Origin of the sequence: Pseudooctadecabacter jejudonensis, assembly GCF_900172275.1 — a bacterium.
In the GTDB taxonomy this organism is placed as follows: domain Bacteria; phylum Pseudomonadota; class Alphaproteobacteria; order Rhodobacterales; family Rhodobacteraceae; genus Octadecabacter; species Octadecabacter jejudonensis.
The window spans coordinates 999,019-1,023,427 of sequence record NZ_FWFT01000001.1 but is presented as its reverse complement, the minus strand read 5'-3'; the positions used below and the strand labels follow the sequence as shown (position 1 = coordinate 1,023,427).

General features: G+C 61.4%; 25 protein-coding genes and 1 tRNA gene. 13 read left to right on the top strand and 13 right to left on the bottom strand.

Features of this window, described 5'->3' with window-relative positions:
• The first annotated feature begins 72 nt into the window (after positions 1-72).
• Positions 73-2,364, top strand: coding sequence for a xanthine dehydrogenase family protein molybdopterin-binding subunit (locus PSJ8397_RS04930; RefSeq protein WP_085863400.1), 2,292 nt, complete (start codon positions 73-75; stop codon positions 2,362-2,364).
• Entirely contained in the window at positions 2,357-3,412 is a 1,056-nt protein-coding gene (locus PSJ8397_RS04925; protein ID WP_407691737.1) for a DUF2235 domain-containing protein, read from the top strand. Before PSJ8397_RS04930 ends, PSJ8397_RS04925 begins: the two co-directional genes overlap by 8 nt.
• An 11-nt stretch (positions 3,413-3,423) precedes the next feature.
• Here the strand turns inward: PSJ8397_RS04925 and metF are convergent, their stop codons facing one another.
• Positions 3,424-4,287 (bottom strand): methylenetetrahydrofolate reductase [NAD(P)H], encoded by an 864-nt coding sequence (metF, locus tag PSJ8397_RS04920; RefSeq protein WP_085863398.1) that lies wholly within the window; start codon positions 4,285-4,287, stop codon positions 3,424-3,426.
• Between the two features lie 93 nt (positions 4,288-4,380).
• Between metF and PSJ8397_RS04915 the strand changes: the two genes are divergently transcribed.
• Positions 4,381-5,298 (top strand): LysR family transcriptional regulator, encoded by a 918-nt coding sequence (locus PSJ8397_RS04915; RefSeq protein WP_085863397.1) that lies wholly within the window; start codon positions 4,381-4,383, stop codon positions 5,296-5,298.
• Here the strand turns inward: PSJ8397_RS04915 and PSJ8397_RS04910 are convergent.
• Positions 5,274-7,148 (bottom strand): putative bifunctional diguanylate cyclase/phosphodiesterase, encoded by a 1,875-nt coding sequence (locus PSJ8397_RS04910; RefSeq protein ID WP_159453091.1) that lies wholly within the window; start codon positions 7,146-7,148, stop codon positions 5,274-5,276. The two genes, PSJ8397_RS04915 and PSJ8397_RS04910, sit on opposite strands and share 25 nt — an antisense overlap.
• Before the next feature lie 247 nt (positions 7,149-7,395).
• On the opposite strand from PSJ8397_RS04910, the gene PSJ8397_RS04905 reads away from it, so the two are divergent.
• Entirely contained in the window at positions 7,396-8,193 is a 798-nt protein-coding gene (locus PSJ8397_RS04905) for an inositol monophosphatase family protein (RefSeq protein ID WP_085863395.1), read from the top strand.
• A 36-nt stretch (positions 8,194-8,229) separates the two neighbouring features.
• Here PSJ8397_RS04905 and PSJ8397_RS04900 read toward each other — a convergent pair whose 3' ends face one another.
• The 4 genes from PSJ8397_RS04900 to putA are packed head-to-tail and all read right to left on the bottom strand — an operon-like array spanning position 8,230 to position 13,153.
• A complete protein-coding gene (locus PSJ8397_RS04900) occupies positions 8,230-8,592 on the bottom strand; it encodes a GFA family protein (protein ID WP_085863394.1) in 363 nt (120 codons plus the stop codon).
• A complete protein-coding gene (locus PSJ8397_RS04895) occupies positions 8,589-8,966 on the bottom strand; it encodes a GFA family protein (RefSeq protein ID WP_085863393.1) in 378 nt (125 codons plus the stop codon). Before PSJ8397_RS04895 ends, PSJ8397_RS04900 begins: the two co-directional genes overlap by 4 nt.
• Positions 8,963-9,703 (bottom strand): rhomboid family intramembrane serine protease, encoded by a 741-nt coding sequence (locus PSJ8397_RS04890; protein WP_085863392.1) that lies wholly within the window; start codon positions 9,701-9,703, stop codon positions 8,963-8,965. The genes PSJ8397_RS04895 and PSJ8397_RS04890 overlap by 4 nt, the downstream gene beginning before the upstream one ends.
• A gap of 39 nt (positions 9,704-9,742) precedes the next feature.
• Positions 9,743-13,153, bottom strand: coding sequence for a bifunctional proline dehydrogenase/L-glutamate gamma-semialdehyde dehydrogenase PutA (gene putA / locus PSJ8397_RS04885; RefSeq protein ID WP_085863391.1), 3,411 nt, complete (start codon positions 13,151-13,153; stop codon positions 9,743-9,745).
• Between the two features lie 126 nt (positions 13,154-13,279).
• Here putA and PSJ8397_RS04880 point away from each other — a divergent pair, with 126 nt between their 5' ends.
• The 3 genes from PSJ8397_RS04880 to PSJ8397_RS04870 all read left to right on the top strand — a co-directional run bounded on the left by PSJ8397_RS04880 (position 13,280) and on the right by PSJ8397_RS04870 (position 14,487).
• Positions 13,280-13,759 (top strand): Lrp/AsnC family transcriptional regulator, encoded by a 480-nt coding sequence (locus PSJ8397_RS04880; RefSeq protein ID WP_085863508.1) that lies wholly within the window; start codon positions 13,280-13,282, stop codon positions 13,757-13,759.
• 47 nt (positions 13,760-13,806) lie between these two features.
• Positions 13,807-14,358: a tetratricopeptide repeat protein gene (locus PSJ8397_RS04875; protein ID WP_085863390.1), complete on the top strand. Its 552-nt coding sequence runs from the start codon at positions 13,807-13,809 to the stop codon at positions 14,356-14,358.
• Positions 14,359-14,401: 43 nt separating this feature from the next.
• A tRNA-Leu gene (locus PSJ8397_RS04870) sits at positions 14,402-14,487 on the top strand.
• Here the strand turns inward: PSJ8397_RS04870 and PSJ8397_RS16800 are convergent.
• Together PSJ8397_RS16800 and PSJ8397_RS04860 are read right to left on the bottom strand one after the other, a co-directional pair.
• Positions 14,450-14,827, bottom strand: a complete 378-nt coding sequence (locus tag PSJ8397_RS16800) for a hypothetical protein (RefSeq protein WP_143515343.1) — start codon at positions 14,825-14,827, stop codon at positions 14,450-14,452. The two genes, PSJ8397_RS04870 and PSJ8397_RS16800, sit on opposite strands and share 38 nt — an antisense overlap.
• A 99-nt stretch (positions 14,828-14,926) precedes the next feature.
• Positions 14,927-15,721 carry a lytic murein transglycosylase gene (locus PSJ8397_RS04860; RefSeq protein ID WP_085863388.1) on the bottom strand — a complete coding sequence of 265 codons (795 nt, stop codon included), beginning with the start codon at positions 15,719-15,721 and terminating at the stop codon, positions 14,927-14,929.
• Between the two features lie 233 nt (positions 15,722-15,954).
• On the opposite strand from PSJ8397_RS04860, the gene PSJ8397_RS04855 reads away from it, so the two are divergent.
• On the top strand, positions 15,955-16,254 hold the full coding sequence (locus tag PSJ8397_RS04855; RefSeq protein WP_085863387.1) for a hypothetical protein: 300 nt from the start codon (positions 15,955-15,957) through the stop codon (positions 16,252-16,254).
• 12 nt (positions 16,255-16,266) lie between these two features.
• Here the strand turns inward: PSJ8397_RS04855 and metG are convergent, their stop codons facing one another.
• Both metG and PSJ8397_RS16795 read right to left on the bottom strand, forming a co-directional pair.
• On the bottom strand, positions 16,267-17,979 hold the full coding sequence (gene metG / locus PSJ8397_RS04850) for a methionine--tRNA ligase (RefSeq protein WP_085863386.1): 1,713 nt from the start codon (positions 17,977-17,979) through the stop codon (positions 16,267-16,269).
• 68 nt (positions 17,980-18,047) lie between these two features.
• On the bottom strand, positions 18,048-18,665 hold the full coding sequence (locus tag PSJ8397_RS16795) for a hypothetical protein (RefSeq protein ID WP_143515342.1): 618 nt from the start codon (positions 18,663-18,665) through the stop codon (positions 18,048-18,050).
• Positions 18,666-19,043: 378 nt separating this feature from the next.
• On the opposite strand from PSJ8397_RS16795, the gene PSJ8397_RS16995 reads away from it, so the two are divergent.
• Positions 19,044-19,214, top strand: a complete 171-nt coding sequence (locus PSJ8397_RS16995; protein WP_159453090.1) for a hypothetical protein — start codon at positions 19,044-19,046, stop codon at positions 19,212-19,214.
• Here the strand turns inward: PSJ8397_RS16995 and PSJ8397_RS04840 are convergent, their stop codons facing one another.
• Positions 19,215-20,438, bottom strand: coding sequence for an MFS transporter (locus PSJ8397_RS04840; protein ID WP_085863384.1), 1,224 nt, complete (start codon positions 20,436-20,438; stop codon positions 19,215-19,217).
• Between the two features lie 70 nt (positions 20,439-20,508).
• The gene (locus PSJ8397_RS04835) at positions 20,509-20,883 is read right to left on the bottom strand and encodes a hypothetical protein (protein WP_085863383.1); all 375 of its coding nucleotides are present in this window, start codon (positions 20,881-20,883) and stop codon (positions 20,509-20,511) included.
• Between the two features lie 95 nt (positions 20,884-20,978).
• Here PSJ8397_RS04835 and PSJ8397_RS04830 point away from each other — a divergent pair, with 95 nt between their 5' ends.
• Entirely contained in the window at positions 20,979-22,019 is a 1,041-nt protein-coding gene (locus PSJ8397_RS04830) for an aldo/keto reductase (RefSeq protein ID WP_085863382.1), read from the top strand.
• An 86-nt stretch (positions 22,020-22,105) separates the two neighbouring features.
• Here the strand turns inward: PSJ8397_RS04830 and PSJ8397_RS04825 are convergent, their stop codons facing one another.
• A complete protein-coding gene (locus PSJ8397_RS04825) occupies positions 22,106-22,576 on the bottom strand; it encodes a GNAT family N-acetyltransferase (RefSeq protein ID WP_159453089.1) in 471 nt (156 codons plus the stop codon).
• 228 nt (positions 22,577-22,804) lie between these two features.
• Here PSJ8397_RS04825 and PSJ8397_RS04820 point away from each other — a divergent pair, with 228 nt between their 5' ends.
• The 3 genes from PSJ8397_RS04820 to PSJ8397_RS04815 are packed head-to-tail and all read left to right on the top strand — an operon-like array spanning position 22,805 to position 24,401.
• Entirely contained in the window at positions 22,805-23,716 is a 912-nt protein-coding gene (locus PSJ8397_RS04820) for a BKACE family enzyme (protein WP_085863380.1), read from the top strand.
• 5 nt (positions 23,717-23,721) lie between these two features.
• Positions 23,722-23,877 (top strand): hypothetical protein, encoded by a 156-nt coding sequence (locus PSJ8397_RS16990; RefSeq protein WP_159453088.1) that lies wholly within the window; start codon positions 23,722-23,724, stop codon positions 23,875-23,877.
• The gene (locus PSJ8397_RS04815) at positions 23,865-24,401 is read left to right on the top strand and encodes a lipocalin/fatty acid-binding family protein (RefSeq protein WP_143515341.1); all 537 of its coding nucleotides are present in this window, start codon (positions 23,865-23,867) and stop codon (positions 24,399-24,401) included. The genes PSJ8397_RS16990 and PSJ8397_RS04815 overlap by 13 nt, the downstream gene beginning before the upstream one ends.
• The last annotated feature ends 8 nt before the right edge of the window (positions 24,402-24,409 follow it).

Sequence of the window (24,409 nt, the reverse complement as noted above, 5' to 3'; positions counted from 1 at the left end):
TTTGCCCATCTATGGGGTGGACGTCCGATATGGTCAGGCTAAGGTCCGCTGAAACAAACCGGAGGTGCGCTCATGGAAAAGTTTGGCAAATCACAGTCTGTGAAACGGGTTGAAGATATTCGTTTTCTGACGGGTCATGGCCGATATGTGGATGATATCGCCCCGGATGGTGCGTTGCGGGCTTATGTCCTGCGGTCAACGATCGCCCATGGGGTGATCGAGGCTTTGGATGTCGCGGACGCGCGTGCGGCAGACGGGGTACATATGGTCCTTACGCTTGGCGATCTTGAGGCTGCGGGCGTGGGCGTGGCCCTGCAGGCCACCGTCGTGACAAACCGAGATGGGACGAAAGGCGCAGAGCCTGAACGCCCGCTCTTGGCGCGGGACCGTGTGCGGTTTGTGGGCGAACCGGTTGCCTTTATTGTGGCCGATACACTGGCGCAGGCCCGCGATGCGGCCGAGATGATCGAGCTTGAGATCGCCGATCTTGAAGCCCACGTCGTGGTGGAGCCGGGGGGCGAGATGTTGCATGCGGAGGCGCCGGACAACCTCGCCTTTGATTTCGGGCTTGGGGATGAGGATGCGGTGACGGCGGCCTTGGACACGGCCGCCCACGTTATCAAAGTGCCCGTGGACGACAACCGCGTGATCGTCAATTCGATGGAACCGCGCGGCTGTTATGCCGAACCTGAGGGGGCGGACAGGTTGCATGTGTCGGTCAACGGGCAGGGCGTTTGGGGGACGCGGGACAAAGTGGCCGCGATGCTTGGGCTGGATAAGGCGCAGGTGCGGGCGACCAATCCCGATGTTGGCGGCGGGTTTGGCATGAAGGCGATGGACTATCCAGAAACCCTGCTGACCGCCTATGCGGCGCGCGCCTTGGGGCGTGCGGTGGCGTGGATGTCGGACCGGTCCGAGGCGATGCAAAGCGACAATGCGGGCCGTGATCTGAACTCTGTCGCGACCTTGGGCTTTGATGCGGACCACCGGTTGGTGGCCTACCGTGTTGATACGATTGCCAATATGGGCGCGTATAATTCGGAATACGCCCAACCCATCCAGACGGAACTGTTTAGCAAAGTTTTGCCCGGCGTGTATGATCTGCAGGCGGTCTACATGCGCACCCGTGGCGTTTATACCAACACCACTCAGGTGGATGCCTATCGCGGGGCGGGCCGACCGGAGGCGATTTTCGTGCTGGAGCGGGCCATGGATGCCGCCGCCCGCGAGATGGGCGTTGATCCGTTTGAGCTGCGGCGCATCAATTTCATCCGTCCCGATCAGTTTCCTTATACGTCGGCCACGGGCCAACCCTATGACGTTGGGGATTTTGACCGCGTTTTGACTCGCGTGATGGCCGAGGCCAAGGTCGCGGGTTTCGAAGAGCGGCGCGATGAGGCCGCGGCCCGCGGCAAGCTGCGCGGATTGGGGCTGTGTTATTACATCGAGAGTATCCTGGGCGATCCGGCGGAGACAGCACGGGTCGATTTCGAAGAGGACGGCCGCGTTGCAATTTATGTGGGCACGCAAAGCAACGGGCAGGGCCATGAGACCGTGTTCGCCCAGTTTCTGGCCGATCACACCGGCATTCCGGCGGACCGCATTCGCGTGGTGCAGGGCGACAGTGACCTGATTGCCAAGGGCGGGGGCACTGGTGGGTCGCGGTCTGTGACGGTGCAAAACACGGCCACCTTGGCCACGGTCGCGGCGATGGTGGAGGGGTTCACCGCCTTTCTGGCGGACGCTGAAGGCGTGCCCGCCAGCGACGTGGGCTTTGATGATGAACGCTTCCGCATCGCCGGATCGAATCTGACGCCGACGATGCTGGAGGTCGCGGACATGGCGCGCGCCGCGGGCCGCGATGACCTTCTCAGCGTGTCAAAACGCACCAAACTGGACAACCGCAGTTTCCCAAATGGCGCCCATGTTGCAGAGGTGGAGATTGATCCCGAGACTGGCGTCGTGACTGTAGAACGCTACACGGTGATTGATGATTTTGGCAATCTTATCAATCCGATGCTGGCCGAGGGCCAGGTCCATGGGGGCGTGGTTCAGGGCCTTGGACAGGCCCTGACAGAGCGGGTTGTGTACGACGAGGATGGCCAATTGCTCACGGCGAGTTTTATGGACTACGGGATGCCGCGGGCCGATGATGTGCCTATGATGTATTTTGACACAGAAGCCACGCCGAGCCTGTACAACCCCATGGGTATGAAAGGCTGTGGGGAGGCCGGAACGGTGGGGGCGTTGGCCGCTGTCACCAATGCGGTGCAGGATGCCGTCTGGTCGCGGGGCATCCGCGAGGTGCAGATGCCGTTCACGCCGCATCGGGTGTGGCAGATGCTGCGGCAGGCCGCTGCTTAACGTCCTGCGATCCCTGTTCAGGCGCGCCCCCGCGCCTGAGCCAAGCCCCCCGCGGACGCGCGGACCCGCGACCCATGTGGTGATCCTTGATGGGACGATGTCGTCCTTGTCGGACGGGTGCGAAACCCATGCGGGCCGTCTGTACAAGTTGCTGTTGGAGGCGGGCGCGCGTGAAAACCTGACAGTTTATTATGAGCAGGGCATCCAGTGGACAAACTGGCGCGGCACCGTTGGCGTGATGAAAGGGCGCGGCATCAATCGACAGATCAAACGCGCCTATGGCGCTTTGGCGTCGCGGTATCGGCCAGGCGATGAGATCGTGCTGGCGGGCTATTCGCGCGGGGCCTATGCGGTGCGGTCCCTTGCGGGGGTTATTGATATGGTGGGGCTGATCCGCCCCGATCAGGCGACCGAACGCAACGTACAACTGGCCTATCGCCATTATCGTCGGGGCGGGAAAGGCCCTGCTGCGGCGGCGTTTCGGCGCAAGATGTGTCACAGCGAGGTTGAGATTGCGGCCGTGGCCGTCTGGGACACCGTCAAGGCCTTGGGGCTGCGGTTGCCGGTGATCTGGCGCTGGTCAAAAGAGGACCATACGTTTCACAACCACGCGCTGGGCGCATCCGTGCGCAACGGGTTTCATGCGCTCGCGGTCGATGAGACCCGCGTGGCCTATGCGCCGGTGATGTGGGCCTGCCCGCCAGATTGGGCGGGCCATATGGAACAGGTCTGGTTTCCGGGCACCCATGGGGATGTGGGCGGCCAGCTTGAAGGGTATGAACCCGCGCGGCCAATGGCGAATTTGTCGATGGTTTGGATGCTACAGAGGCTCAGCGCCTGCGGATTGCCCCTGCCCGACGGTGCAATCGCGCGGTTTGAAACCGATCCCCATGCCCCATCCACGGGCAAATGGCGGGGATGGGCCAAGCTGTTTTTGACGCGCCGGGCCCGCCCCGTAGGGGTCTGCCGGTCAGAGCGGGTGCATGACAGCGTGAGCATCCGCCGCGCGGGCCAGCCCACGGGCGCGGGGCAGGCGACGCGGGCTTGATCCGCGCGCGGTCAGGCGACGTTCTGAAGATCCATTTTGGGCAGCACACCAAGGGCGTGGCAGACATCACGGGTCAGTTCGGGTTTGTTGAGGGTGTAGAAATGCAGATCCTCGACCCCTTCGGAACATAAGGTATCACACAGTTCCGTCGCGTGGGCGGTGGCCATCAGATCGGCGGAGTCTGTGCCTTGGGCGTTGTCGAAGGCGTCGTGGAGCAGGGCGGGGATGGTTGCGCCACAAAGGGCCGCAAATTTCTGCACACCTGTCCAGCTTTCGACCGGCAGGATGCCGGGCACGATGGGGGCTGCGATGCCTGCGGCGACGCAGATGTCGCGGAAGCGCAGGAAGGTGTCGGCCTCAAAGAAAAACTGGGTGATGGCGCGGGTCGCACCGGCGTCGATCTTGGCCTTGAGGTGGTCGATACAGGCCTGTTGGGACGTCGCATCGGGGTGGGTTTCGGGATAGGCGCCTACGGTGACGTCGAACCCGCGATCGGCCAGTGCGCGCGTCAGTTCAATGCTGCCTGCAAAGCCATCAGGGTTGGGTTGAAACGAGGTGGCACCCTTGGGTGGATCACCCCGCAGGGCCACGATGTGGGACACGCCTGCCTGTTTGTAGGTGTCCGCGATGGCCAGAGTTTCGGCACGGGTGGCGTCAACGCAGGTCAGGTGGGCCGCCACGGGCAGGTCGGCGTTTTTGGTCAAAGCCTCAACCGCTTCGTGGGTCAGTTGGCGCGTGGTGCCGCCCGCCCCGTAGGTCACCGATACAAAACGCGGCTGCAGGGGCGCCAGGGTTTGCACGCAATCCCACAGACGGAACGACGCGGGCAGGGATTTGGGCGGGAAGAATTCGAAGGATACGGACGGGGCAGGCATGGGGAAACTCCATTTGGTCTTGCCTCAATATCGGTCCATGTCATAGATGAAGCAAATTCATAACTCTCACGATGAACATGAGGTTTCTTTGATATGCATATCGAATTTCGACACCTGCGCACGATCAAGGCGATCCATGAGACGGGCGGGTTGGCGCGGGCGGCGGACACGCTGGGCATCACGCAATCCGCGTTGAGCCATCAGATCAAGGGCATCGAAGACCAAGCGGGGGTTGAGCTGTTTGTGCGCAGATCCAAGCCCCTGAAATTGTCCGCGGCGGGGATGCGTCTGTTGGCGGCGGCAAACCGGATCCTGCCGGAGGTCGCAGCCTTGGAGGCGGAGTTTTCGGGGCTGGTGCAGGGCCGCGCGGGCCGCATGCACATCGCGATCGAGTGTCACGCCTGTTTTGAATGGCTGTTTCCGGTTCTCGAAGGGTTCCGCAAGGCCTGGCCCGACGTGGATGTGGACATTCGCCCCGGCCTCGCGTTTGACGCGCTGCCTGCGCTGCGCAAGGAGGAGGTAGATCTGGTGGTATCGTCCGACCCCGAGGACATGCCGGGTGTCACGTTCATCCCGCTGTTCGATTATGAGCCTGTTTTTGTCGCCGCAAGCCAGCACCCGCTGGCGCAAAAGCCCTTTGTGACGGCCGAAGATTTCCGCGATGAGACGCTGATCACGTACCCTGTGGACCGCGCGCGGCTGGATGTGTTTTCTCAGCTGTTGACCCCTGCGAAAGTCGTGCCCAAGGACGTCCGCCAAGTGGAGTTGACGGCGGTGATCTTGTTGTTGGTCGCGTCCAATCGCGGGGTGGCTGTTCTGCCCGATTGGGTGGTGCGGCAGACGACCTATGGGTCAGATTATGTGACGCGCCCGCTGACCGAAGGGGGCATCACCCGCAGGCTTTATGCGGCGGTGCGCGATAATGAGGTTGATCTGCCGTATATGGCGCATCTGGTGCGCCATGCCCGCCAAGAGGCTGTGAAACTTCAGCGCGAAGCGGCGGGTGTCTGATCGATCAACTTTTGAATGGCGCCTTGCACATCCATTGTGGCGCTGAACAAGAACCCCTGCGCGGTGGTGCAGCCCATGTTGATCAATTCGCGCCGTTGATAGTCTGTCTCGACCCCTTCGGCGATGACATCGACCCCCAGACCCGCTGCGATGTTGAGAAAGCCGCGCACGAGAACGTCGGCCGTGGGTTTGACGCCCAGACCGGCTACGAAGGTTGTGTCGATTTTCATTTCATCAATGTCGAGTTGGTTGAGGTGATGAAAGGAGGCAAAGCCGGTACCGAAATCGTCCAGTGAAATGCGCACGCCCATCTGGCGAAAGAGCGCAATTGACGTCTGGATGGCCTCCGCCGCGCGGGAGATGAACACGTCTTCGGTGATCTCAAACGTGAGGTGTTTGGCGACCTGAGGGTGCGCCAGTACGATATTTTGCAAATCCTTGCGACCGCTGGTCGTTGCCAGGGCAATTTCGGGCACATTGAACGACACCTGACCCGGATCAAGCCCTTGATCGAGCATGGTTTGCACGTCTTTCACCACCAATCGTGCGGTTTGGGTCATGAAAGTGCCTTGCAGGCCGAGCTCTTCGATTTGGCTGATGAATTCGCTGGGACGGCGGAGGCTTCCGTCGGGGTGGTGCCATCTGGCCAAGGCCTCAAACCCGATGACCCGGCCCGAACCCAGATCGATTTTGGGCTGGTAGTGGGGGCAGACGGTGCCGTTTGACAGGCCCTCAATCAGGGCTTGGCGTTCCTCGGTCGACATCCGCGGGGCGAAGCGTTCGGCCTCAAACAGCACCGGTTCGCGATTGGCCGAGGTTTTGGCTGCAAACATCGCCTGATCGGCGGCGGTGCACAACGCGGCCACATCCGCATCTGGCGATTGCCGGTTGTCGCCTGTGACGGCAAGGCCAATGCTGGCGGTGATGCGCAGGGCCTTGTCGTTCCAGTGCACGGGGCTGGCGATGGCGGCGGCCAGATCCTTTGCCAGATCGACGGCGGCCTTTGTGTTTGGCAGGTCAGACACCGCGCAGATGAATTCGTCCCCGCCCATGCGCCCCACGATACCGTTTTCCCCCACGCGACGTTGGATGCGCTGGGCGGTGTGCTGCAAGACTTGGTCGCCTGCATCATGGCTGTAGGTGTCGTTGATGGGTTTGAAGCTGTCCAGATCGATCAGAAGAACGGCGATGTCCCCGCCCAAGTGCAGCCGATCTTCGAGCATGGCGTGCAGCGAGGCATCAAAGGCGGGCCGGTTGAGCAAGCCCGTCAGCCCGTCCAGCCGCTGATGTGCTGACAATTGTGCCAGCCGCCGGGCCGATTCCGCCCGCGCCGCGATCAGGTCCTTTTCGGTTTGCACACTGTGGCGCAGGCTTTCGATGCAGGCATAGATCAGCAAGATGACGCACAAGAACGTCACGGCCCATTCCGTCATGGTGCCGGCCACGGGGGGCGTGGTGGCCAGCTGAAACACCGTCAGCACCAGCATGATGACCAGCGGCACCAAGAACGCATAAAGAAAAGCGGCAAACCGCGACCACGTGTTAAAGGCGTAGATCTGGATGCCAAGCACCCAGATGACCCCCGACACCTTGATGGCCAAAGATGCAGACGCCGCCATGAACAGGGCAGGCATCGCATAGAGCAGGCCATTCGTCGTGGTGATGACCAGCGAAACCTGCAAGATCTGTGTTTTTCCCAGCGACCGGAATTCCGCGCCGCCCGTAAACATGCGCCAGATGACCACCTCAAGCACCAGCAAGAGCGTCAGACCGCCGAGGACAGCCCCGACGGCGCCCTGCCAAATGATCACCCCGTAGCCCAGAAAAATGGCCGCGATTTTCAGGTGCATGTCGCGCAGAACCAGAGATTCGACGGTTGCAAAATAGGGTCTGAGGCCTTGAGCGGCGGAGTTCAGCATCAGAAATTATTCCCGTTTGTTCCCATCGATGGCTTAAATCGAAGTTCCCCCGCAGGAGATGCAGCCTGAGTTGGGGATGCGGCCTACTGCCACCTCTTGTCGGTCTATCACACCTCGCCTATACGCCCTAGCGATAAAGGGGCGTGATTTTCGAACGTCCCGCGAAAAGGAGACCGACATGGTGACCAGTGCGAACATGAATGTGATGATGAAGACGGCGCGTCGTGCGGGCCGTGCTTTGATCAAGGATTTCATGGAGGTCGAAAACCTGCAGGTTTCCAAGAAGGGTCCTGGGGATTTTGTGACCCGTGCAGATCGCAATGCCGAACAGATCATCCGTGAGGCCCTGATGGAGGCCCGCCCGACCTATGGGTTTCTGGGCGAAGAGGGCGGCGAGATTGAAGGCGAGGATCCCACGCGTCGTTGGATCGTCGATCCGCTGGATGGAACGACGAATTACCTGCACGGGATGCCCCATTGGGCGGTGTCCATCGCGTTGGAACACAAGGGCAAGATCGTCGCGGGTGTCGTGTACGACGCGGCCAAGGATGAATTGTTCTTTGCCGAAAAGGGCGAAGGCGCATGGATGAACGAAACGCGCATTCGCGTGTCAGGCCGCAATCGGCTGGCCGATGCCGTGTTCGCCGCCGGACTGCCACCGGATGGGGGGCGTTATTTGCCCGAAATGCTGAGCGATTTGGCCCGTTTGATGCCTGCGTGTTCCGGCATGCGTCGCAACGGGGCTGCGTCGTTGGATCTGGCCTGGTTGGCCGCGGGGCGCTTTGAAGGGTTTTGGGAATACAATCTGAAACCCTGGGACATCGCGGCGGGCATCATCATCGCTCAAGAGGCGGGCGCGTTCGTAGAGCCGCTGTTCGAGGGCGGAGATCTGCTGGGCGACGGACATATCCTCGCCGGTGCCGAGCCTATTTTCGATCAGTTCGCCAAGCTGGTGCGACGGTCGTCAAAGTCTTGAAAAGACTTTGATGTCAGACTTTTGGAAAAGTCTGGTTTACCCCGCATCTGAGGGATGGTTTACACCGTCAAACCAGCCGATTGGATCGTAGTCGGGCAGATGGACGCCGTCGATGGCGGCCATGTTGACCCCGTATTCATTGGGGTTTGAGCGACGTTGGTGATGGGTGTAGATGCCGCAGACCGAACAGAAGTGATGTTTGGCGGTGCCGGTGCCCCATGTGTAAACGCTGAGTTTGTCCGCGCCTTTGACGACCTCAAGATCGGGCCGCTTAACGGTGACCGCTGGAACCCCGCGCCTGCGGCAGAACGAACAGTCACAGCGGCGGCCTTGGGCGATGGGTTCGGCCAGGGTCACGCGCAGTTCAACCGCGCCACAATGGCAGGCGACTTTGGTCATCGGGTGTCCCCCGAATAATCGGCGGGCTGATACGACCGCCCGTCGAGCCATGGCAGCTGGCCGTATTCGCGTGGGTTCACGCCTTCGATTGCGCCGAAGTTCACGGCGTAGCCTGCGGTGGGGTCGGCGTGGCGGTGATGGGTGTAGAGGCCGCAGTGTTTGCAGAAGAAATGTTCTTCTTGCATCGTGTTCCATTGGTAGCAGGTGAGCGCATCTTGGCCTTGCACTATTTCAAGGTCACCTATGGCCACGAACAGCACAGCAGCGCCGCGTCTTGCACAAAACGAACAATCGCACCGTCGCGCATTTGACAGCGGTTCGGACAGGGTTACGCGCAGTTCAACCGCGCCGCAATGACAGCTGACGCGGGTCATCGGCGCCGCCGGATCAGGGGGACATTGGACGTGGGGTAGCGTGTTTCAGGGTGGGGTGGGTGGCCATGGGTGCGATCCCAGAAGGCCATCGCCCCACGTCTGAGCCACAGCGGGATGGCCATCACGAAGCCCGCCGCAAAGCCCCCCACATGCGCCCAATAGGCCACGCCGCCGCCGTTGAGGTCACTGCCCAATCCGTTAAGGACCTGCAGCGCCATCCACACGCCCAGCACGATGAACGACGGGATGGGCAGGATGCGAATGAAGATCACAAGGAAGATGAACACATCCACCTTGGCCTTCGGGAACATCAACAGATACCCACCCATGACCCCCGCAATGGCCCCCGATGCACCGACCATTGGAATGGTCGATGACGGGTCCGGCAAATACTGGATGTAGGCGGCCGCAAAGCCCGACAGCACATAGAAGAGGGCGAAGGGCAAGTGGCCCAGCTCGTCCTCCATATTGTCGCCGAAAATCCACAAAAACAGCATGTTACCGGCCAGATGCATAAAGCCGCCGTGCAGGAACATATGGGTGAAAAAGCCGGTCAGTCCTTCGCCGTTTTGAAACAGGATGGGCCAGAAGGCATAGTCATAAAGAAACTGGTTCGATGCGCGCACGTCGTGCAGGCCGCTGTATTGCCAGATGAAAACAGCCACGTTGATCGCGATGAACAGATAGGTGACGAAGGGCGTGCGGCGGGACGGGTTGTGATCGCGAATAGGAAACATGCGCTGACCGTCCGTCTTTGGGGACGGACGGTCAAGCGGTTAATCTGTCGCGTGGCCCCCGACATTGGTCAAAACGGTGTCGTTGCCGACTTCGGCCAAAAGGGCGGCGTTGCCACCGGCGGCGGTGGTGTCGACGCAGACGTGGCGTTCGTGCAGCACATGCACGGGTGCCACGTCGTTGGTGATGAGTGGGACGATGGCGCCTGCGCGGCGGGCCAGCGCCTGTTCATATTGGCGCGCAAGGGTCGCGTCGCCGTGAAAGACCACGCCTGCGCAATCGAGGGTTTCGAGGGCAGCGGGATCGAGCGGCAATGCCCCGTTCGGTATCACCGCTATCCCGCCCAAGGCGCGCACCGCTTTGGCTTGCGCCTGAGCATCCGGGCCAAGGCAGGCAATGGGGCCGCGGGGGTGGGTGGTGAGCCGGTTGCTTTCGCCCGTTGGGCCGGGCAAGTCGACGGTGGGCGCGGTCCTGTATGGGGTGTCCAGTGCATGGGCAAAGCGGGGCAGATACATCGGGCCACCAGCTTTGGGGCCAGTGCCGGACAGGCCCTCGCCGCCAAAGGGTTGGGAGCCGACGACCGCGCCGATCTGATTGCGGTTGACGTAAATATTGCCCGCCGCGATGCGATCCACGATGTGTTGCACGCGGTCGTCGATGCGGGTGTGCAGGCCGAATGTAAGGCCGTAGCCGGTGGCGTTGATGTCGTCGATGATGCGGTCGAGATCCTCGGCGCGGTAAGTGGCGATGTGCAAAACGGGGCCGAAGACCTCTCGTTCGATGTCTGCGATGCCGTTGACGCGCAGCACGGTTGGGGCCACGTAGGTTCCCGTGGCGGGCGCGGGCAGGCTGTGGATCAGGCGGCCTTCGGCGCGGGCGGTGTCGATGTGGGACTGGATGGAGACGCGGGCGGCGTCATCAATCACAGGGCCTACGTCCGTGGACAGATGCCACGGGTCGCCCATGTGCAGCGCATCCATTGCACCCTTGAGCATTTGGGTGACGGTGTCTGCGATGTCCTCTTGGACATACAGACACCGCAGGGCGGAGCAGCGTTGGCCTGCGGATTGAAAGGCCGATTGAACGATGTCGCGCACGGCATGTTCCGGCAGGGCGGTGCTGTCAACGATCATGGCGTTGAGCCCGCCGGTTTCGGCAATCAGCGGCGTGCCGGGCGCGCAGTGGTCGGCCATGGCGGCACGGATTTTAAGCGCGGTGGCGGTGGAGCCCGTGAAGGCCACGCCATTGATCCGTGCGTCAGAGGTAAGCGCGGCCCCGATGTCGGGGCCCCCGGGCAGGAGCTGCAGGGCGGTGTGCGGCACCCCGGCAGCATGCATAAGCTGCACGGCGCGGTGCGCGATGAGGCCGGTTTGATCGGCAGGTTTGGCCAAGACGGCATTGCCCGCGGCCAGAGCGGCAGCGATTTGGCCCGTGAAGATGGCCAGCGGGAAATTCCACGGGCTGATGCAGGTCCAGAGGCCACGGGGGGTGGGGGATTGGGCCTCAGCCTCGGCCGCATAGAAGTGGAGGAAATCGACGGCCTCGCGCACTTCGCCCACGGCGTCGAGCAGGGTTTTTCCGGCTTCGCGGTGCAGGAGGGCGAAGAATTCTTCGGCGTGATCTTCAAAGGTATGGGCGATTTGGCGCAGAAGGGCGGCGCGGGTCTGGGCGGGCACCGCCCAGGGGGTCGCGCGGGCGATGGCGGAGGTCGCGTCCTTTGGAGTGGCGCAGGTGATGTGGCCCACGGTGTCGTCTGGATTGGCGGGGTTCAGGACGGGCTGCGCCGTTGGATTTGAGTTTTTTGGGTCAGATGAAGGCAGGGGAGTGGCGCGCCATTGGTGGGTCTTGAACCCGTTGCGACCGGTGTCGATGGCGTCTTGGGTGGGCCGGTGCGTGATGTCCCAGCCTTTGGCATTGGCGCGGTGGGGCGCAAAGAGATCGGGGCCTGTGGCGATGTCGGGGGTGGTGCCGATCTGGTCGAATGGATCGGCGGCAACGACTGCAGCGGGGACGTCTTCATCTACGATCTGGTTGACGAAGCTGGAGTTTGCGCCGTTTTCCAGCAGGCGACGAACGAGGTAGGCCAGCAGATCTTCATGGGCGCCCACGGGGGCGTAGATGCGGCAGCGGGTGGCGTTGTCGGCCATGACCAGTTTGTGCAACGCCTCACCCATGCCGTGCAGACGTTGGAATTCAAACGCATCTTTGGGCGTGTCTTGCGCCATGTGCAGGATGGCCGCGACGGTGTGGGCGTTGTGGGTCGCAAATTGCGGATAGAGCACATCCGTGAGGCCCAGCAGTTTGCGCGCGTTGGCGATATAGCTGACGTCGGTGTGGGCTTTGGCGGTGAAGACGGGAAAGCCGGGCAGCCCGAGGACCTGCGCGCGCTTGATCTCTGCATCCCAATAGGCGCCTTTGACCAGACGCACCATGATGCGCCGACCGGAGCGGCGGGCCAGATCCGCGAGCCAATCGATGGTTGCGCTGGTGCGGGGGCCGAAGGCCTGTACCACAACGCCGAAGCCGTCCCAGCCGCTCAAGGCGGGGTCCGTGACCACGGCCTCGATCACATCGAGGGAGAGGGCGAGGCGATCGGCCTCCTCTGCGTCGACGTTGAAGCCCTGGCCCGCGGATTTGGCCAGCATGGCCAGCGAGCGCAGACGCGGGACAAGATCGGCCATGACACGGTCACGTTGGGTGTCTTCGTACCGGGGATGCAGCGCGCTGAGTTTGACGGAGATGCCGGGGTTTTCCGCAACACTGGCGTGGGTGCAGCGCGCGGCAATGGCGGAGATGGCACGCGAATAGGCCAGATGATAGGCGCGGGCGTCAGCATCGGTGCGCGCGGCTTCGCCCAGCATGTCATAGCTGTAGGTGAAGCCAAGTTTTTCCATGCCAGCGGCGCGGGTCATGGCGGTGTCGATGGTTTCGCCCAGTACAAACTGACGCCCCATTTCGCGCATGGCGCGGGCGACGGCGCTGCGGATCACGGGTTCGCCCAGACGTTTGACCGCGCGGCGCAGGGGCTGGGCGAGGCCGCGGTCATCATCCAGCACGCGGCCGGTGAGCATCAGCGCCCATGTGGAGGCATTCACAAGGCTGGAGGAAGACTGACCCAGATGTTTGCCCCAATCAGAGGGCGCGATTTTGTCTTCGATCAGCGCATCAATGGTGTCGGCGTCGGGCACGCGCAGCAGGGCTTCGGCCAGACACATGAGGGCCACGCCTTCGTCGGTGCTCAGCCCGTATTCGGCCAGAAAGACCTCCATCAACCCCGGATCGGCGGCGGTGCGGATGCGGGTGACGAGATCCGCGCCCGCCTTGGCGATGGATATGCGGTCATGCTGGGACAGATCGGCCATGTCCACAAGGCGGCGGACGGTGGTGTCTTCGTCTGCCAGATAGGCCGCGTCGATGGCGGCGCGCAGGGGGAATGTCGTGTCTTTGGCCATGAGAGCACCTTTGCGTATGGGAGACGTCTTGTGTGGGACGTATGGCTAGCATATCGTATGTTTATGCAGTCTTTTTTCCGCTGTTTTGAAAAATGACAGTCGGATGGTTTGAAAAGTGGGGTTTGGTTGGCCGATCAGCCTTTTGATCTTGATCCGTTTGATCGCAAGATTCTGGATGTGATTGCTGTGGATGGCAGAATCACGGTGACGGAGCTTGCGGGGCGGATTGGTTTGTCGAAATCGCCCACGCAGGCGCGCCTGCGCCGTCTGGAAGAGACGGGCGTGGTCAAGGGGTATCGCGCGCTGTTTGATCCGATCCAGCTGGGCCGCGATCATGTGGCCTTTGTTGAGGTGAAGCTGACAGACACGCGAGAGGCGGCCCTGGCTGCGTTCAATGCCGCCGTGCGGCGCATCCCCGAGATTGAGCAGTGCCATCTTATCGCCGGGGCGTTTGACTACCTTTTGAAGGTGCGGACCAGTGGGATGACGTCCTACCGCATTGTATTGGCTGAACATATTTCGACGTTGCCCCATGTGGCCAACACATCGACCTATGTGGCGATGCAAGCTGTCAAAGAAGATGTGACGGACCCGCAAAGCCCCTGACGGGCGGTTGGCTTGACCTGCGGGGATGCTGCGCCACCTTTTTGGCCATGACACGTAGATTTCTATTGGCCTGTGCGCTGGTCCCTGTTTTTGCATCCCACGCTTCGGCGGATTGTCCGGTGGGGCCAGATTTTGCGCCCCAGATTGATGCGCTGGTGGCGCAGTTGCAGGTGGCCCCCGACGAGCAGGCCGCACGCGGTTTGGCCGCGCAGATGTGGGAGATTTGGTTGGATGCGCCCGATGCCTTGGCGCAGTCCATGCTGGATGAGGGCATGGCGCTGTTGCGGATGGGCGACATGGGGGCGAGCCGTGCGGCGCTGACAGAATTGATCGCATATTGCGGTGCATATGCTGAAGGGTACAACCAACGGGCGTTTGCGGCTTTTTTGTCGGGCGATTATGAGGCGGCACTGGTGGATCTAGACCGCGCGATTGACCTGCGCCCGCAGCATTTGGGAGCGTTGACCGGCAAAGCGTTGACCTTGATTGAGATGGGGCGCGGCGACGAGGCGCAGGAGGTTTTGCGTCGGGCCTTGGACATCAACCCATGGCTGGCGGAGCGCGCCCTTCTGGAGGGCCCGTTGGAGCGCGATATCTGACTGGACGTCGCCCGCGATTTCCCTATGGTCTGCGCACCCACGTGCCCGCGTGGTGGAATGGTAGACACTGGGGACTTAAAATCCCTTGGCCTTAGTGCCGTGCCGGTTCGAGTCCGGCCGCGGGTACCAAGTCGCTTTTGCGCCGCAAAAGCGACGGTGTTTTCGCCAAGGTGCAAGCGGCAGTCGTTTTTGAAGAAAACGATGAGAGCTTGCGGAGCCACGAGCACAGGTCTTTCGTGCGACCGATTTGGCTTTTGCGCCGCAAAAGCGACGATGTTTTCGCCAAGGTGCAAGCGGCAGTCGTTTTTGAAGAAAACGATGAGAGCTTGCGGAGCCACGCGCGCAGGTCTTTCGTGCGACCAATTTGGCTTTTGCGCCGCAAAAGCGACGGTGTTTTCGCCAAGGTGCAAGCAGCAGTCGTTTTTGAAGAAAACGATGAGAGCTTGCGGCGCCAAATAAGCGACATCATCGCGCAGACGCGCGGTCGGAGCCTCCGGCGGGAGTTTTTCGGGTCAGATGAAGACAGGGTGCAACGGGGCAGGGGGCGGTCTGCCCCGCGCGGCACGGGTTATTGCAAACGGGCGGCGCTGAGTGCGATGGCCTGTTGGTAGACGGTGGCCGCGTTCCAGTCGTTCAGCACGCGGAAGTTGGCGGTGCCTTCCTGGAAAGGCTGGCCGGGCTGCCAGCCTTTCTGGCGCAGGAAGTTGGCCGTTGAGGCGAGGCTGTCGGCCACGGAATAGAGATCGACGCGGCCATTGCCGTCGGCATCGACACCATAGCGCAGGGCGTTGCCGGGCAGGAATTGGGTGTGGCCCATTTCGCCGTGGGCTGCCCCCTGTTGGTTGGGACTGAGCCCGCCGCGATCAACCAATACGAGGGCTGCAATGGCGTGCGGCGTGAAGAAATCGGACCGGCGGCAGTCGTAGGCGACGGTGGTGATGCTGTCGACCACGGGCGTGCTGCCCATGGTGCGGCCAAAGCCGGTTTCCATGCCGTGGATCGCCAGCAAGATGCCTGCGGGTACGCCGTAGGCCCGTTCAAGGTTGGCGTAGAAGCTTGCGTTGCGGTCGCGTTCGCGGCGCATCTGGCTGGCGAAGCTGTCGAGGCTGCCAAGCCGGATGCGGATGAAATCATCCAATGCGTAGCGCACGCCGGTCTGATTGCGGTCGGCGCGGATGGTGGAGGTGGAATATTGCGCGTTGGCCAGTGCGTTCAGCCCGGCCTGCCCCACACCGGCGGCTGCGGCCTCTTGTGCGAAGGCCTGTTTCCACGCGGCAAAGCCCGACCCGTCGTTGCCGCATTGCGCGGCGAGGGTTGGGGTGGCGGCGAGGGCGATAAGGGCTGAGGCAAGGATCGAACGCATTGATGAAGTCTCCCAGTGTGTATGTCTTGGCCTGACTCTACCATGATTGCGCAGGCTGTTAAGTCAGGATTTGCGGACCTCTGACACGCGGCGCTGGGGAATGCGTTCTGTCTGCGTCTTAAGCGCTTGGGAGCGGGGGCGAAGGGGGGCGTTTGCGGATCGTTCTTCGCTTTCGATGTGGAACTTTGCACGCGTTGAGGCCGTTGGGTCCGCAACGAACGAAAGGAAAGACAATGAGTGCGCCGCAAACCAACCTTGAGAAACAAGAAAAACGTCATTGGGGATCCTTGGGCGGGATTACCATTGCTGTTTTGGCTGCCGTTGCAGCGGGGGTCTATTTCTTTGCCGCCCCGCCCGTTGAAGGGGATGCAGCTGATCCGGATGGCACGCCCGAAGCGGTGATGGAGCAGGCAGATGATATGGAGGCCACGCCAGAGGCCATTGAGGCTGACCGCGCGCTTGATGACGACATGGATGAGGCCGCCGAGACGGGCACGGCGCCAGCCGAGGGTGACGCCGACGCCGAGGATTGATCGCGCAGCGAGCTAGTCGCGTTTTCCGGCGAACCGGGCAGACCACTCGTCTCGCTGTTCGTCGGTGATTTTCGCAAAAAGGTTGTCCGGCACGGTAAAGGCATGGCCTTCACCCAAGGCCGTGACAGCCTTTTTCATGTCCGAGGGCCAGTCCGTGTCGAGGGTGTTCATCGCCGACAGCAGCTTGGCCGATGCTGTGGGGATAAAGGGCGCGGACAGCACGGCATAGATGCGGATCAGGTTGAGGGCGAGGCGGATTTGGGCAGCGGCCTGCTCGGGGTCCTCTTTGAAGACGGCCCAGGGAGCGGCGGATTGAAGGTATTCGTTGCCCGCGGCCCACATGGCGCGCAACTCTGCCGCGGCTTTGCGGATTTCGATGTTGTCCATGGCGGTTTCATAGGCGGTGAGGCGGGTTTGCAGATCGGCGATCAGGGTGTGTTCCGCATCGCCAAATGTGCCGCCTGCGGGGACGTCTTCACTGAATTTGGAACGACAGAACTTGGTCACGCGGCTGACGAAATTGCCCAGCACATCAGCAAGGTCCTTGTTTACATCTGTCTGGAACGCCTCCCATGTGAATTCGGAATCGGACGTTTCAGGCGCGCGGGACAACAGCCACCAGCGCCAGTAGTCGGCGGGCAGGATGTCCAAGGCTTGGTCCATGAACACGCCGCGCCCGCGCGAGGTGCTGAATTGGCCGCCGTCATAGTTCAGGTAGTTGAAGGATTTCAGGTAATCGACGCGCTTCCAAGGCTCCCCCGAGCCGATGATCGTTGCGGGGAAGCTGAGGGTGTGGAAGGGCACGTTGTCCTTGCCCATGAACTGGGTGTAGCGCACATCGTCCGCGCCTTTGTCGGTGCGCCACCAGCGGGCCCAATCGTCACCCTTTCCGGCATCGACCCATTCCTGCGCGCAGGCGATGTATTCGATGGGGGCATCGAACCAGACGTAGAAGACTTTGCCTTCCATGCCGGGCCAGTCTTCGTCGCCCCGTTTGACAGGCACGCCCCAGCTGAGGTCGCGCGTGATGCCGCGGTCTTGCAGCCCGTCGCCGTCATGCAGCCATTTCTTGGCGATGGAGGTCGTGAGGACCGGCCAGCCGTCTTGGCTGTCGATCCAGGCGTCGATGTCGTCTTTCAGCTTGGATTGCAGCAGGTAAAGGTGCTTGGTCTCGCGCATCTCAAGGTCGGTGGAGCCTGAGATGGTCGAGTGGGGTTCGATCAGGTCAACAGGGTCCAGCAGCTTGCCGCAGTTGTCGCATTGGTCCCCGCGCGCGTCTTCAAAAGCGCAGTTGGGGCAGGTGCCTTCGATGTAGCGGTCGGGCAGGAAACGGCCATCGGCGTGGGAATACATCTGCGCCTCGGACCGTTCTTCGATAAGGCCGTTGTCGGCCAGAACACCGGCGAAATGCTGGGTCAGCTTGCGGTTTTGATCCGAGGAGGAGCGCCCGTAGTGGTCAAAGGACAGCCCGAACCCCTCGGCCAGATCTGCCTGCACCTGCCACATCTCGGCGCAATACTCCTCAACCGGTTTGCCCGCTTTGGCGGCGGCGAGTTCGGCGGGGGTGCCGTGTTCGTCGGTGGCGCACAGAAACAGCACCTCATGCCCGCGCCCGCGCAGGTAGCGGGCATAGAGGTCAGCAGGCAATTGGCTGCCCACGAGGTTGCCCAAGTGCTTGATCCCGTTGATGTAGGGAATGGCGGAGGTAATAAGGTGGCGGGCCATGGGTGCGGTTCCTTCACGCGGGGTGTTGCGAAGGCATTTAGCGGACCAATGCGGGTAGGACCAGAGGGTTAGACGTGGGGCGTGATCTTGAGGACGTCTGTGATTAGGGCTTTCAATCGGTTCAGATCGCCAGTGGTGGCGGCCATCTTTTCAAGGTCGGCGGTTTCGGCCTGTCCGAGTTCGGTAAGGTCGATCATCTGCGGTTTTGTCCACTTCAATAAATCTTTCTCATTCTTCCAACGATTGAGTTTCGCGATGATCGAGGCCCGTTTGGTATTTGCATCGTAAGCTTGACCCAGTTGGAACAGCTGGTCCTGACTGATGGTACGGCCTTGTGTGGCAGAGTATTTGATGCCCATCATCAACAAAGCGTCAAAATTCGGATTGGCCTTCCGGCGGGGGTTTGCTGTCTGCATATCGTTGGATTTTCCTGTGTTTTCAGGGGGTAGCTTGTCTGGAGTCTTTGCTGCAACGTTAGGCGGAGGCGTGCCGTTATCCACAGGCGGGCCTTGCAGCGCGGCCTGAAGACTGTTAAGCAATATGCGTTCAGACGGCTTAAGAACGTCAGGCGATGAGGCAGTTTTGTTGAGTTCAGTTACCAATGCACGCGCATTTTCCACGCTATCCAAAGCGTGGCTTAACCGCTCTCCGAGCGGCTTTTTCGCGTTGTCATTGTTCTGTCCCATTTAGCAGCCTAGTTTCCGATCCGTTTGAACACGCAATTATAGCCTGCATAATCGCAGGATTTGCCATTTGATCGTATGATTGAGTGGTATGTCCTATGGTGCGGTGTCTTAGTGTATGATCCCTGTTAATTTGTTATAAATTCGTATCGAATGCCTGTCGTTTGATTCCATTAAGGAATCCTTCCCGTCTGCGACTGTATCATAGCAAATTCTATCTCGCTACACTTTGTTATCTGATGATATTAGGCGGATCGATGTATCGGGTCGTGCGGTTTGATTACCGTGCCGGGTAAATCCGTCGATACGACGTGATTTCTTTATAAGTATCTGAAAATAAACGATATTTTATACATCAACTTTATTGAAAGGATGTATGAAATGATGAGTTTGGTCGTTCTGTTGTCTGGTGTGTGTATCGTCTGCTTGGGGCTATTGATTGCAACATGTATGCGACGCATTCCGCTGTCGCGCAGTGTTCAAAACGCGCTGTGCCAGATCATCTTGGTGTGTGTCGGTGTCATTGCGATCGCCGCGACCTCTGGTCTGTAACTATCTGTCCCGCGCCCGTCTGAGCAACCGACCGATGGTGAAGGACGTGCGCGGGGCGTAGACGTAAGGGGTCCGGTCTTCGGGGGTGTCGCGAACTTTCATACGGCTGAGGCCGTAGACAACCAGTGCGACATGGCCCGCCGAGATGAAGTAGAACAGCGCCCCCGGCCCGAAGGCGTCAATCAGGCGCGATGTGGCCCAGGGGGCGGCGATGGCGCCTGCGGCGTAGAAGAACATCAGCGCGGCGGAAAGCTCGACCCGTTGGTCGGAGGTTGCGAAGTCATGGGCGTGGGAGGCCGCGACCGAATACACGGGAAACGTCGTGAACCCAAAGAACGCAGCCGCCGCCATGATGCCCGCGGTGCCCATTCCCGCAGAGGCCACGGTGACCGCACAGGACACCACAGAGGCCACCGACAGCCACACCAGCACCCAGCGGCGGTCGTATTTGTCGGCCAGCCAGCCTGTGGGATATTGCGCGATGGCGCCGCCTGCCACGAATGCCGCCAAAAACAGACCGATCTGGCTGGCGGCCAGGCCGACCTCTTGCCCGTAGATCGGGCCCACCATGCGGAACGATGCGCTGGACAGGGCCGCCACCAGCACGCCCACCACGGCGAGGGGTGACATATGCCATGCAAGGCCAGGGCGCAGGCGCGGGGCGGAGGGCGTTTCGGGCTGGGGAACGCGGGTCAGCGCAAGGGGAAGAAGGGAGGCGCAACACAGGATCGTCAGCAGATTATAGGCCACATAGGTTTCCAGAGAGGCAAGCGATCCGATCATAAGCTGCGCCACCAGCGAACCGCCCATGTCCACCACACGGTAAGTGCCCATGGCGCGGCCCCGGTTTTCGTTTGTGACTTTGGCTTGCAGCCAGCTTTCGATGACGGTGTAGCAGCCTGCGATACAGATGCCGGATCCGATGCGCAGAAACGCCCAGACCGTGGCGTCGATGATCAGGATGTGCCCCGCAAGCCCAATCGCCCCCATGGAGGTGAAGACCGCAAAGGCGCGGCTGTGGCCCACGTCGCCCATCAGCCGCGGGGCCCACCAGCAGCCGATGAAGAAGCCTAAGAAATGCATTGAGCCCAAGACGCCGACCTCGCCCCGGGTGAAGCCTTGGTCCAACCCCGTGAGCGCATCCAGCGGGCCAACCCCGCCTGAAGACAGCTGCAACAGCAGGGCAGAGAGGAACAGGGCGGCAAAGGACAACAGCAGGCGCATGTCCCCATAAGCCGCGCAAAAGCCGCGCGCGTCTAGCGGGAAACGACATCAGCAAGGGCGAAGCGCGCGATCAGCTGCAAAAACTGTCGTCGACATTCACGTAGGATCTGTGGCCCGTCAGCCGGTGGTCGGCGGCGCGCAGACACAGCGTGTCGCCCGGGTCTGGCGGGGCGATCTGGGTGGGCAGGGCGAGGGTGATCTGCGTGCCGTCAACAAGGACGCGCAGGTGTACGGTGCCTGCATCCGGCGCGGATGGGGGGAGCGATTGCTCAACAACGCCCACCACATGGTGGGTGTTCTGGGATCCGTTGGCCACGAAAATTGCCACGGCCAGCACGGTGCCGATCAGCACGACCCAACCGCCCCAGACGCCCACATCGCGGAGCCCCATGCGGGCGCGTTCACGGTCTTCGTCGCGCAGTATTTTGTCCAGATCATCCGACATGGCCCCAGTCTACAGCGTCCTCGCCCCTTGTGAAGCGATGCGGCCCCGCTATTGTCACGCTGACGGCGAAATAGACACATCGAAAGGGTTGGCGGATGAAGAGGATTGAATTGGGGCGCACGGGGATCATGGTCAGCGATTGGTGCCTGGGCACGATGACCTACACCCGTCAGACCCCGGCCGAAGATGCGCACCGCCAGATCGATATGTCGTTGGAGGCGGGGATCAACTTTCTGGACACCGCTGAGATGTATCCGGTGAACCCGATCCGCACGGAAACGGTGGGCGATGTGGAACGGTGCATTGCGGATTGGCTGCGCAGTTCGGGGCGGCGCGACGAGGTTGTGATCGCCACCAAGGCTGCCGGTGATACGCCCATGGCGCGCGGCGGGGAAGGGTTTAGCCCCGACAACATCTTGACGCTTCTGGATGCCAATTTGCAGCGTTTGGGCACCGACTACATTGACCTTTACCAACTGCATTGGCCGATGCGGGGGTCTTACATGTTCCGCAAGAACTGGACGTTTGATCCGCGCGGTCAGGACCGTGCGGCGACCTTGGATCACATGGCGGGGATTTTGGAAAAGCTGGGTCAGGCCCAAAAGGCGGGCAAGATCCGCGCCTTTGGGTTGAGCAACGAAAGTGCCTGGGGCACGACCAAGTGGATTGATGTGGCCGAACAGGTGGGCGGGCCGCGGGTGGCGTCCGTGCAGAACGAATATTCGCTGCTGTGCCGGCTGTATGATACGGATATGGCAGAGGTGTCGCACAACGAAGACGTGGTGTGTTTTTCGTTCTCGCCCTTGGGCGCAGGCTTGCTGACCGGCAAGTATCGCGGCGGTCAGGTGCCTGCCGGATCGCGGATGGATATCGGCGGCACATTGGGCGGACGTCGCACCGACCGCGCACATGAAGCGGTTGAAGCCTATGCGGCGGTGGCGGACAAACACGGGCTTGATTTGGCGCATATGGCCATGGCTTGGCAAAGGTCGCGCCCGTTTGCGGTCAGTGCGATTTTTGGGGCCACGACCAGTGATCAGCTGTCCCATTTGCTGGCCGGTAAGGACCTTGAGCTGAGCGAGGAGGTTCTCGAGGATATCGACCTTGCCCACCGCGCGCATCCGATGCCGTATTGAGCGGGCCAAAATCTGTGACAGATTTTGGGTTCAGAGTTTTTGCAAAACTCTGGCCTTCGGCGAAGGTATTTTTGACCCAAAGAAGCCTAGGGCGCGCCAAGATTGATGGCAAAGCGCGGGCCTGCGCCGGTGATTTCGCTCAAGGCGGGCATGGCGCGGTAGGCGGCGATGGCGGTGGCATTTCCGGGGTCGGTTCCGATTGTCAGCCGTGTGGCGCCGCTGGCGATGGCGTGGCGTTTGGCGGCGGCGATCAGGGCTGTGCCGACCCCTTGGGATCTGGCGGGTTCGCTCACGTAGAGGTGGTGAATGTCGAGGCGGATTTTGCCTTCGTGCAGGACCGTTGTGGGCGTAAGGCCCGCGTAGCCCAGGGGGGTGCCATGTTGGCAGGCGATGAGGGCGTGGCCTTGGTCTGCTGGTCCGAAGAAAATCTCTTGCAGGGCGGATAGGGTGACGGATGCCGTGTCGCCGTGAAAGGCGCTGAGCGCTTTGATCATGGACAGGATATCGGGCAGGTCGGACGGTTTGGCGCAGCGCACGGTGAGGTCAGGGAGGGGCATGGTTGGTCCTTTGGCGGCAACCGCGCATGTCTTACCACGCCGGTGCGGCGGGGTTGGTTTGCAAATCATAGGGGTGCAGAAAACCAGCCGCCGTTAGGGGGCGGTGCTAAAGTACAATGTACAGGCGTCGGTTTTCATGGGGCGGAACGTCGCCTTTGAAGGCTTGCGTGTCAAGTGCGTCGGGGTAAGGTCGCCGAGGGACTGTGACATCAGATGAGGGAGGCCGTCATGCCACTTGCCATGAACCGAGAGGTTTTTATCACCGCCGCTGTGACCGGTTCGGGCAGTACGCAAGACCGCAGTCCGCATGTGCCGCGGTCTCCGCAACAGATCGCAGACAGTGCGATTGATGCGGCATCGGCGGGGGCTGCTGTGGTGCATTGCCATGTGCGCGACCCCGAAACCGGTGTGCCGTCGCGGGCGTTGGCGCTGTACCGAGAGGTTACGGACCGCATCCGGTCGGCGGATGTGGATGTGGTGTTGAACCTGACCGCGGGCATGGGCGGCGACATCGTTTTTGGTGGCGTGGAAAGCCCTTTGCCTGTTGTGGAGGGCACCGACATGGTGGGGGCGACCGAACGGATGGCCCATGTGGCCGAATGCCTGCCTGAGATCTGCACACTGGATTGCGGCACCATGAACTTTGCCGAGGCCGATTACGTCATGACCAACACGCCGGGCATGTTGCGGGCCATGGGGCAGATGATGACAGACCTTGGCGTAAAGCCCGAGATTGAGGCCTTTGATACGGGCCATTTGTGGTTTGCCAAGCAGTTGGTGGCGGAGGGCATATTGGAGCCTAACGCCCTTGTGCAGCTGTGCATGGGGGTGCCTTGGGGCGCGCCTGATGACCTGAACACCTTTATGGCGATGGTGAACAATGTGCCCGACGACTGGACGTTCTCGGCCTTTGGTCTGGGGCGGTCACAGATGCCTTATGTCGCGGCGTCGGTGCTGGCGGGGGGCAATGTGCGCGTGGGGTTGGAGGACAACCTGATGCTGGATCGCGGGGTTTTGGCCACGAATGCCCAGCTTGTGGAACGCGCCCATGGGATCATCGAAAACCTGGGCGCGCGAGTCATCGGCCCAGAGGAGGTGCGGACCAAACTGGGGCTGACCAAACGGGCGCCCAAGGGGTGAGGGCGGTGGCCGCCGTTGCCATGTTGTCGGCCTGCGCTGTGGCGACGGACGCGCCGCCGCTGCCAGAAGTGTTTGGCGTGACCATGGTTGAGGAAACGACCTGCATTGGGAACGGTGGACGGATCGTCGTGGCTGAGGAGGGTGCGTTTTGCGACCTTTGATCATCGTGGCGTTTGCGGGGCTGATGGCCTGTGCGGAGGCTGCGCCGCCGCCCGCCGACGTGTCCCTGTTGCGCAATCCGACCGCGCCTTTTGCATCTCAGGTGGATGTGACGGCCCAGGATTTGGACGGATCATGGCGGGTGCGTCAGTCCGTGGGGAATTTCCTGGCGACTGGTATGCTTGTGAATTTCGGTGTTCGCGATGACCAGTTGATATTGTCCCCCATCCCGCCGGCAGATGGGCTGGCGCCAGGGGATCTGCCCTTCTTTATAAGCTTTGCATTTGACCAAGTGGGGCCGGGACGCTGGGCTGGATCTTCGCTGTTGGATTCCACGGAACCGGACACGTTTTTCTGGGTACTGTGGATGGATTTCGACCGCCGGACGGTCGCTCTTGGGGATCCGGATGGGACGTTTGTGGCCATTCTTGACCGTTCGGCAACAGGTGGGACGGACCGCATCGCGGCGGCGCGGGAGATTTTAGACTGGTATGGCTACGATTTGGGCCAACTGGCGGAACAGTAAGGATAAAC

Excerpts from the sequence above, each read along its gene's own strand:
- PSJ8397_RS04900 (WP_085863394.1), bottom strand. The coding sequence starts at position 8,592 with ATGACCAAAGTCGCCTGCCATTGTGGCGCGGTTGAACTGCGCGTGACC.
- PSJ8397_RS04860 (WP_085863388.1), bottom strand. The coding sequence starts at position 15,721 with ATGCGTTCGATCCTTGCCTCAGCCCTTATCGCCCTCGCCGCCACCCCA.
- PSJ8397_RS04905 (WP_085863395.1), top strand. The coding sequence starts at position 7,396 with ATGGTGACCAGTGCGAACATGAATGTGATGATGAAGACGGCGCGTCGT.
- PSJ8397_RS16800 (WP_143515343.1), bottom strand. The coding sequence starts at position 14,827 with ATGATGTCGCTTATTTGGCGCCGCAAGCTCTCATCGTTTTCTTCAAAA.
- PSJ8397_RS04835 (WP_085863383.1), bottom strand. The coding sequence starts at position 20,883 with ATGTCGGATGATCTGGACAAAATACTGCGCGACGAAGACCGTGAACGC.
- PSJ8397_RS04830 (WP_085863382.1), top strand. The coding sequence starts at position 20,979 with ATGAAGAGGATTGAATTGGGGCGCACGGGGATCATGGTCAGCGATTGG.
- PSJ8397_RS04820 (WP_085863380.1), top strand. The coding sequence starts at position 22,805 with ATGCCACTTGCCATGAACCGAGAGGTTTTTATCACCGCCGCTGTGACC.
- PSJ8397_RS04825 (WP_159453089.1), bottom strand. The coding sequence starts at position 22,576 with ATGCCCCTCCCTGACCTCACCGTGCGCTGCGCCAAACCGTCCGACCTG.
- PSJ8397_RS04855 (WP_085863387.1), top strand. The coding sequence starts at position 15,955 with ATGAGTGCGCCGCAAACCAACCTTGAGAAACAAGAAAAACGTCATTGG.
- PSJ8397_RS04890 (WP_085863392.1), bottom strand. The coding sequence starts at position 9,703 with ATGTTTCCTATTCGCGATCACAACCCGTCCCGCCGCACGCCCTTCGTC.
- PSJ8397_RS16995 (WP_159453090.1), top strand. The coding sequence starts at position 19,044 with ATGATGAGTTTGGTCGTTCTGTTGTCTGGTGTGTGTATCGTCTGCTTG.
- PSJ8397_RS04930 (WP_085863400.1), top strand. The coding sequence starts at position 73 with ATGGAAAAGTTTGGCAAATCACAGTCTGTGAAACGGGTTGAAGATATT.
- PSJ8397_RS04895 (WP_085863393.1), bottom strand. The coding sequence starts at position 8,966 with ATGACCCGCGTCAGCTGTCATTGCGGCGCGGTTGAACTGCGCGTAACC.
- PSJ8397_RS16795 (WP_143515342.1), bottom strand. The coding sequence starts at position 18,665 with ATGGGACAGAACAATGACAACGCGAAAAAGCCGCTCGGAGAGCGGTTA.
- metF (WP_085863398.1), bottom strand. The coding sequence starts at position 4,287 with ATGCCTGCCCCGTCCGTATCCTTCGAATTCTTCCCGCCCAAATCCCTG.
- PSJ8397_RS04910 (WP_159453091.1), bottom strand. The coding sequence starts at position 7,148 with ATGCACCTGAAAATCGCGGCCATTTTTCTGGGCTACGGGGTGATCATT.
- metG (WP_085863386.1), bottom strand. The coding sequence starts at position 17,979 with ATGGCCCGCCACCTTATTACCTCCGCCATTCCCTACATCAACGGGATC.
- PSJ8397_RS04875 (WP_085863390.1), top strand. The coding sequence starts at position 13,807 with ATGACACGTAGATTTCTATTGGCCTGTGCGCTGGTCCCTGTTTTTGCA.
- PSJ8397_RS04915 (WP_085863397.1), top strand. The coding sequence starts at position 4,381 with ATGCATATCGAATTTCGACACCTGCGCACGATCAAGGCGATCCATGAG.
- putA (WP_085863391.1), bottom strand. The coding sequence starts at position 13,153 with ATGGCCAAAGACACGACATTCCCCCTGCGCGCCGCCATCGACGCGGCC.
- PSJ8397_RS04840 (WP_085863384.1), bottom strand. The coding sequence starts at position 20,438 with ATGCGCCTGCTGTTGTCCTTTGCCGCCCTGTTCCTCTCTGCCCTGCTG.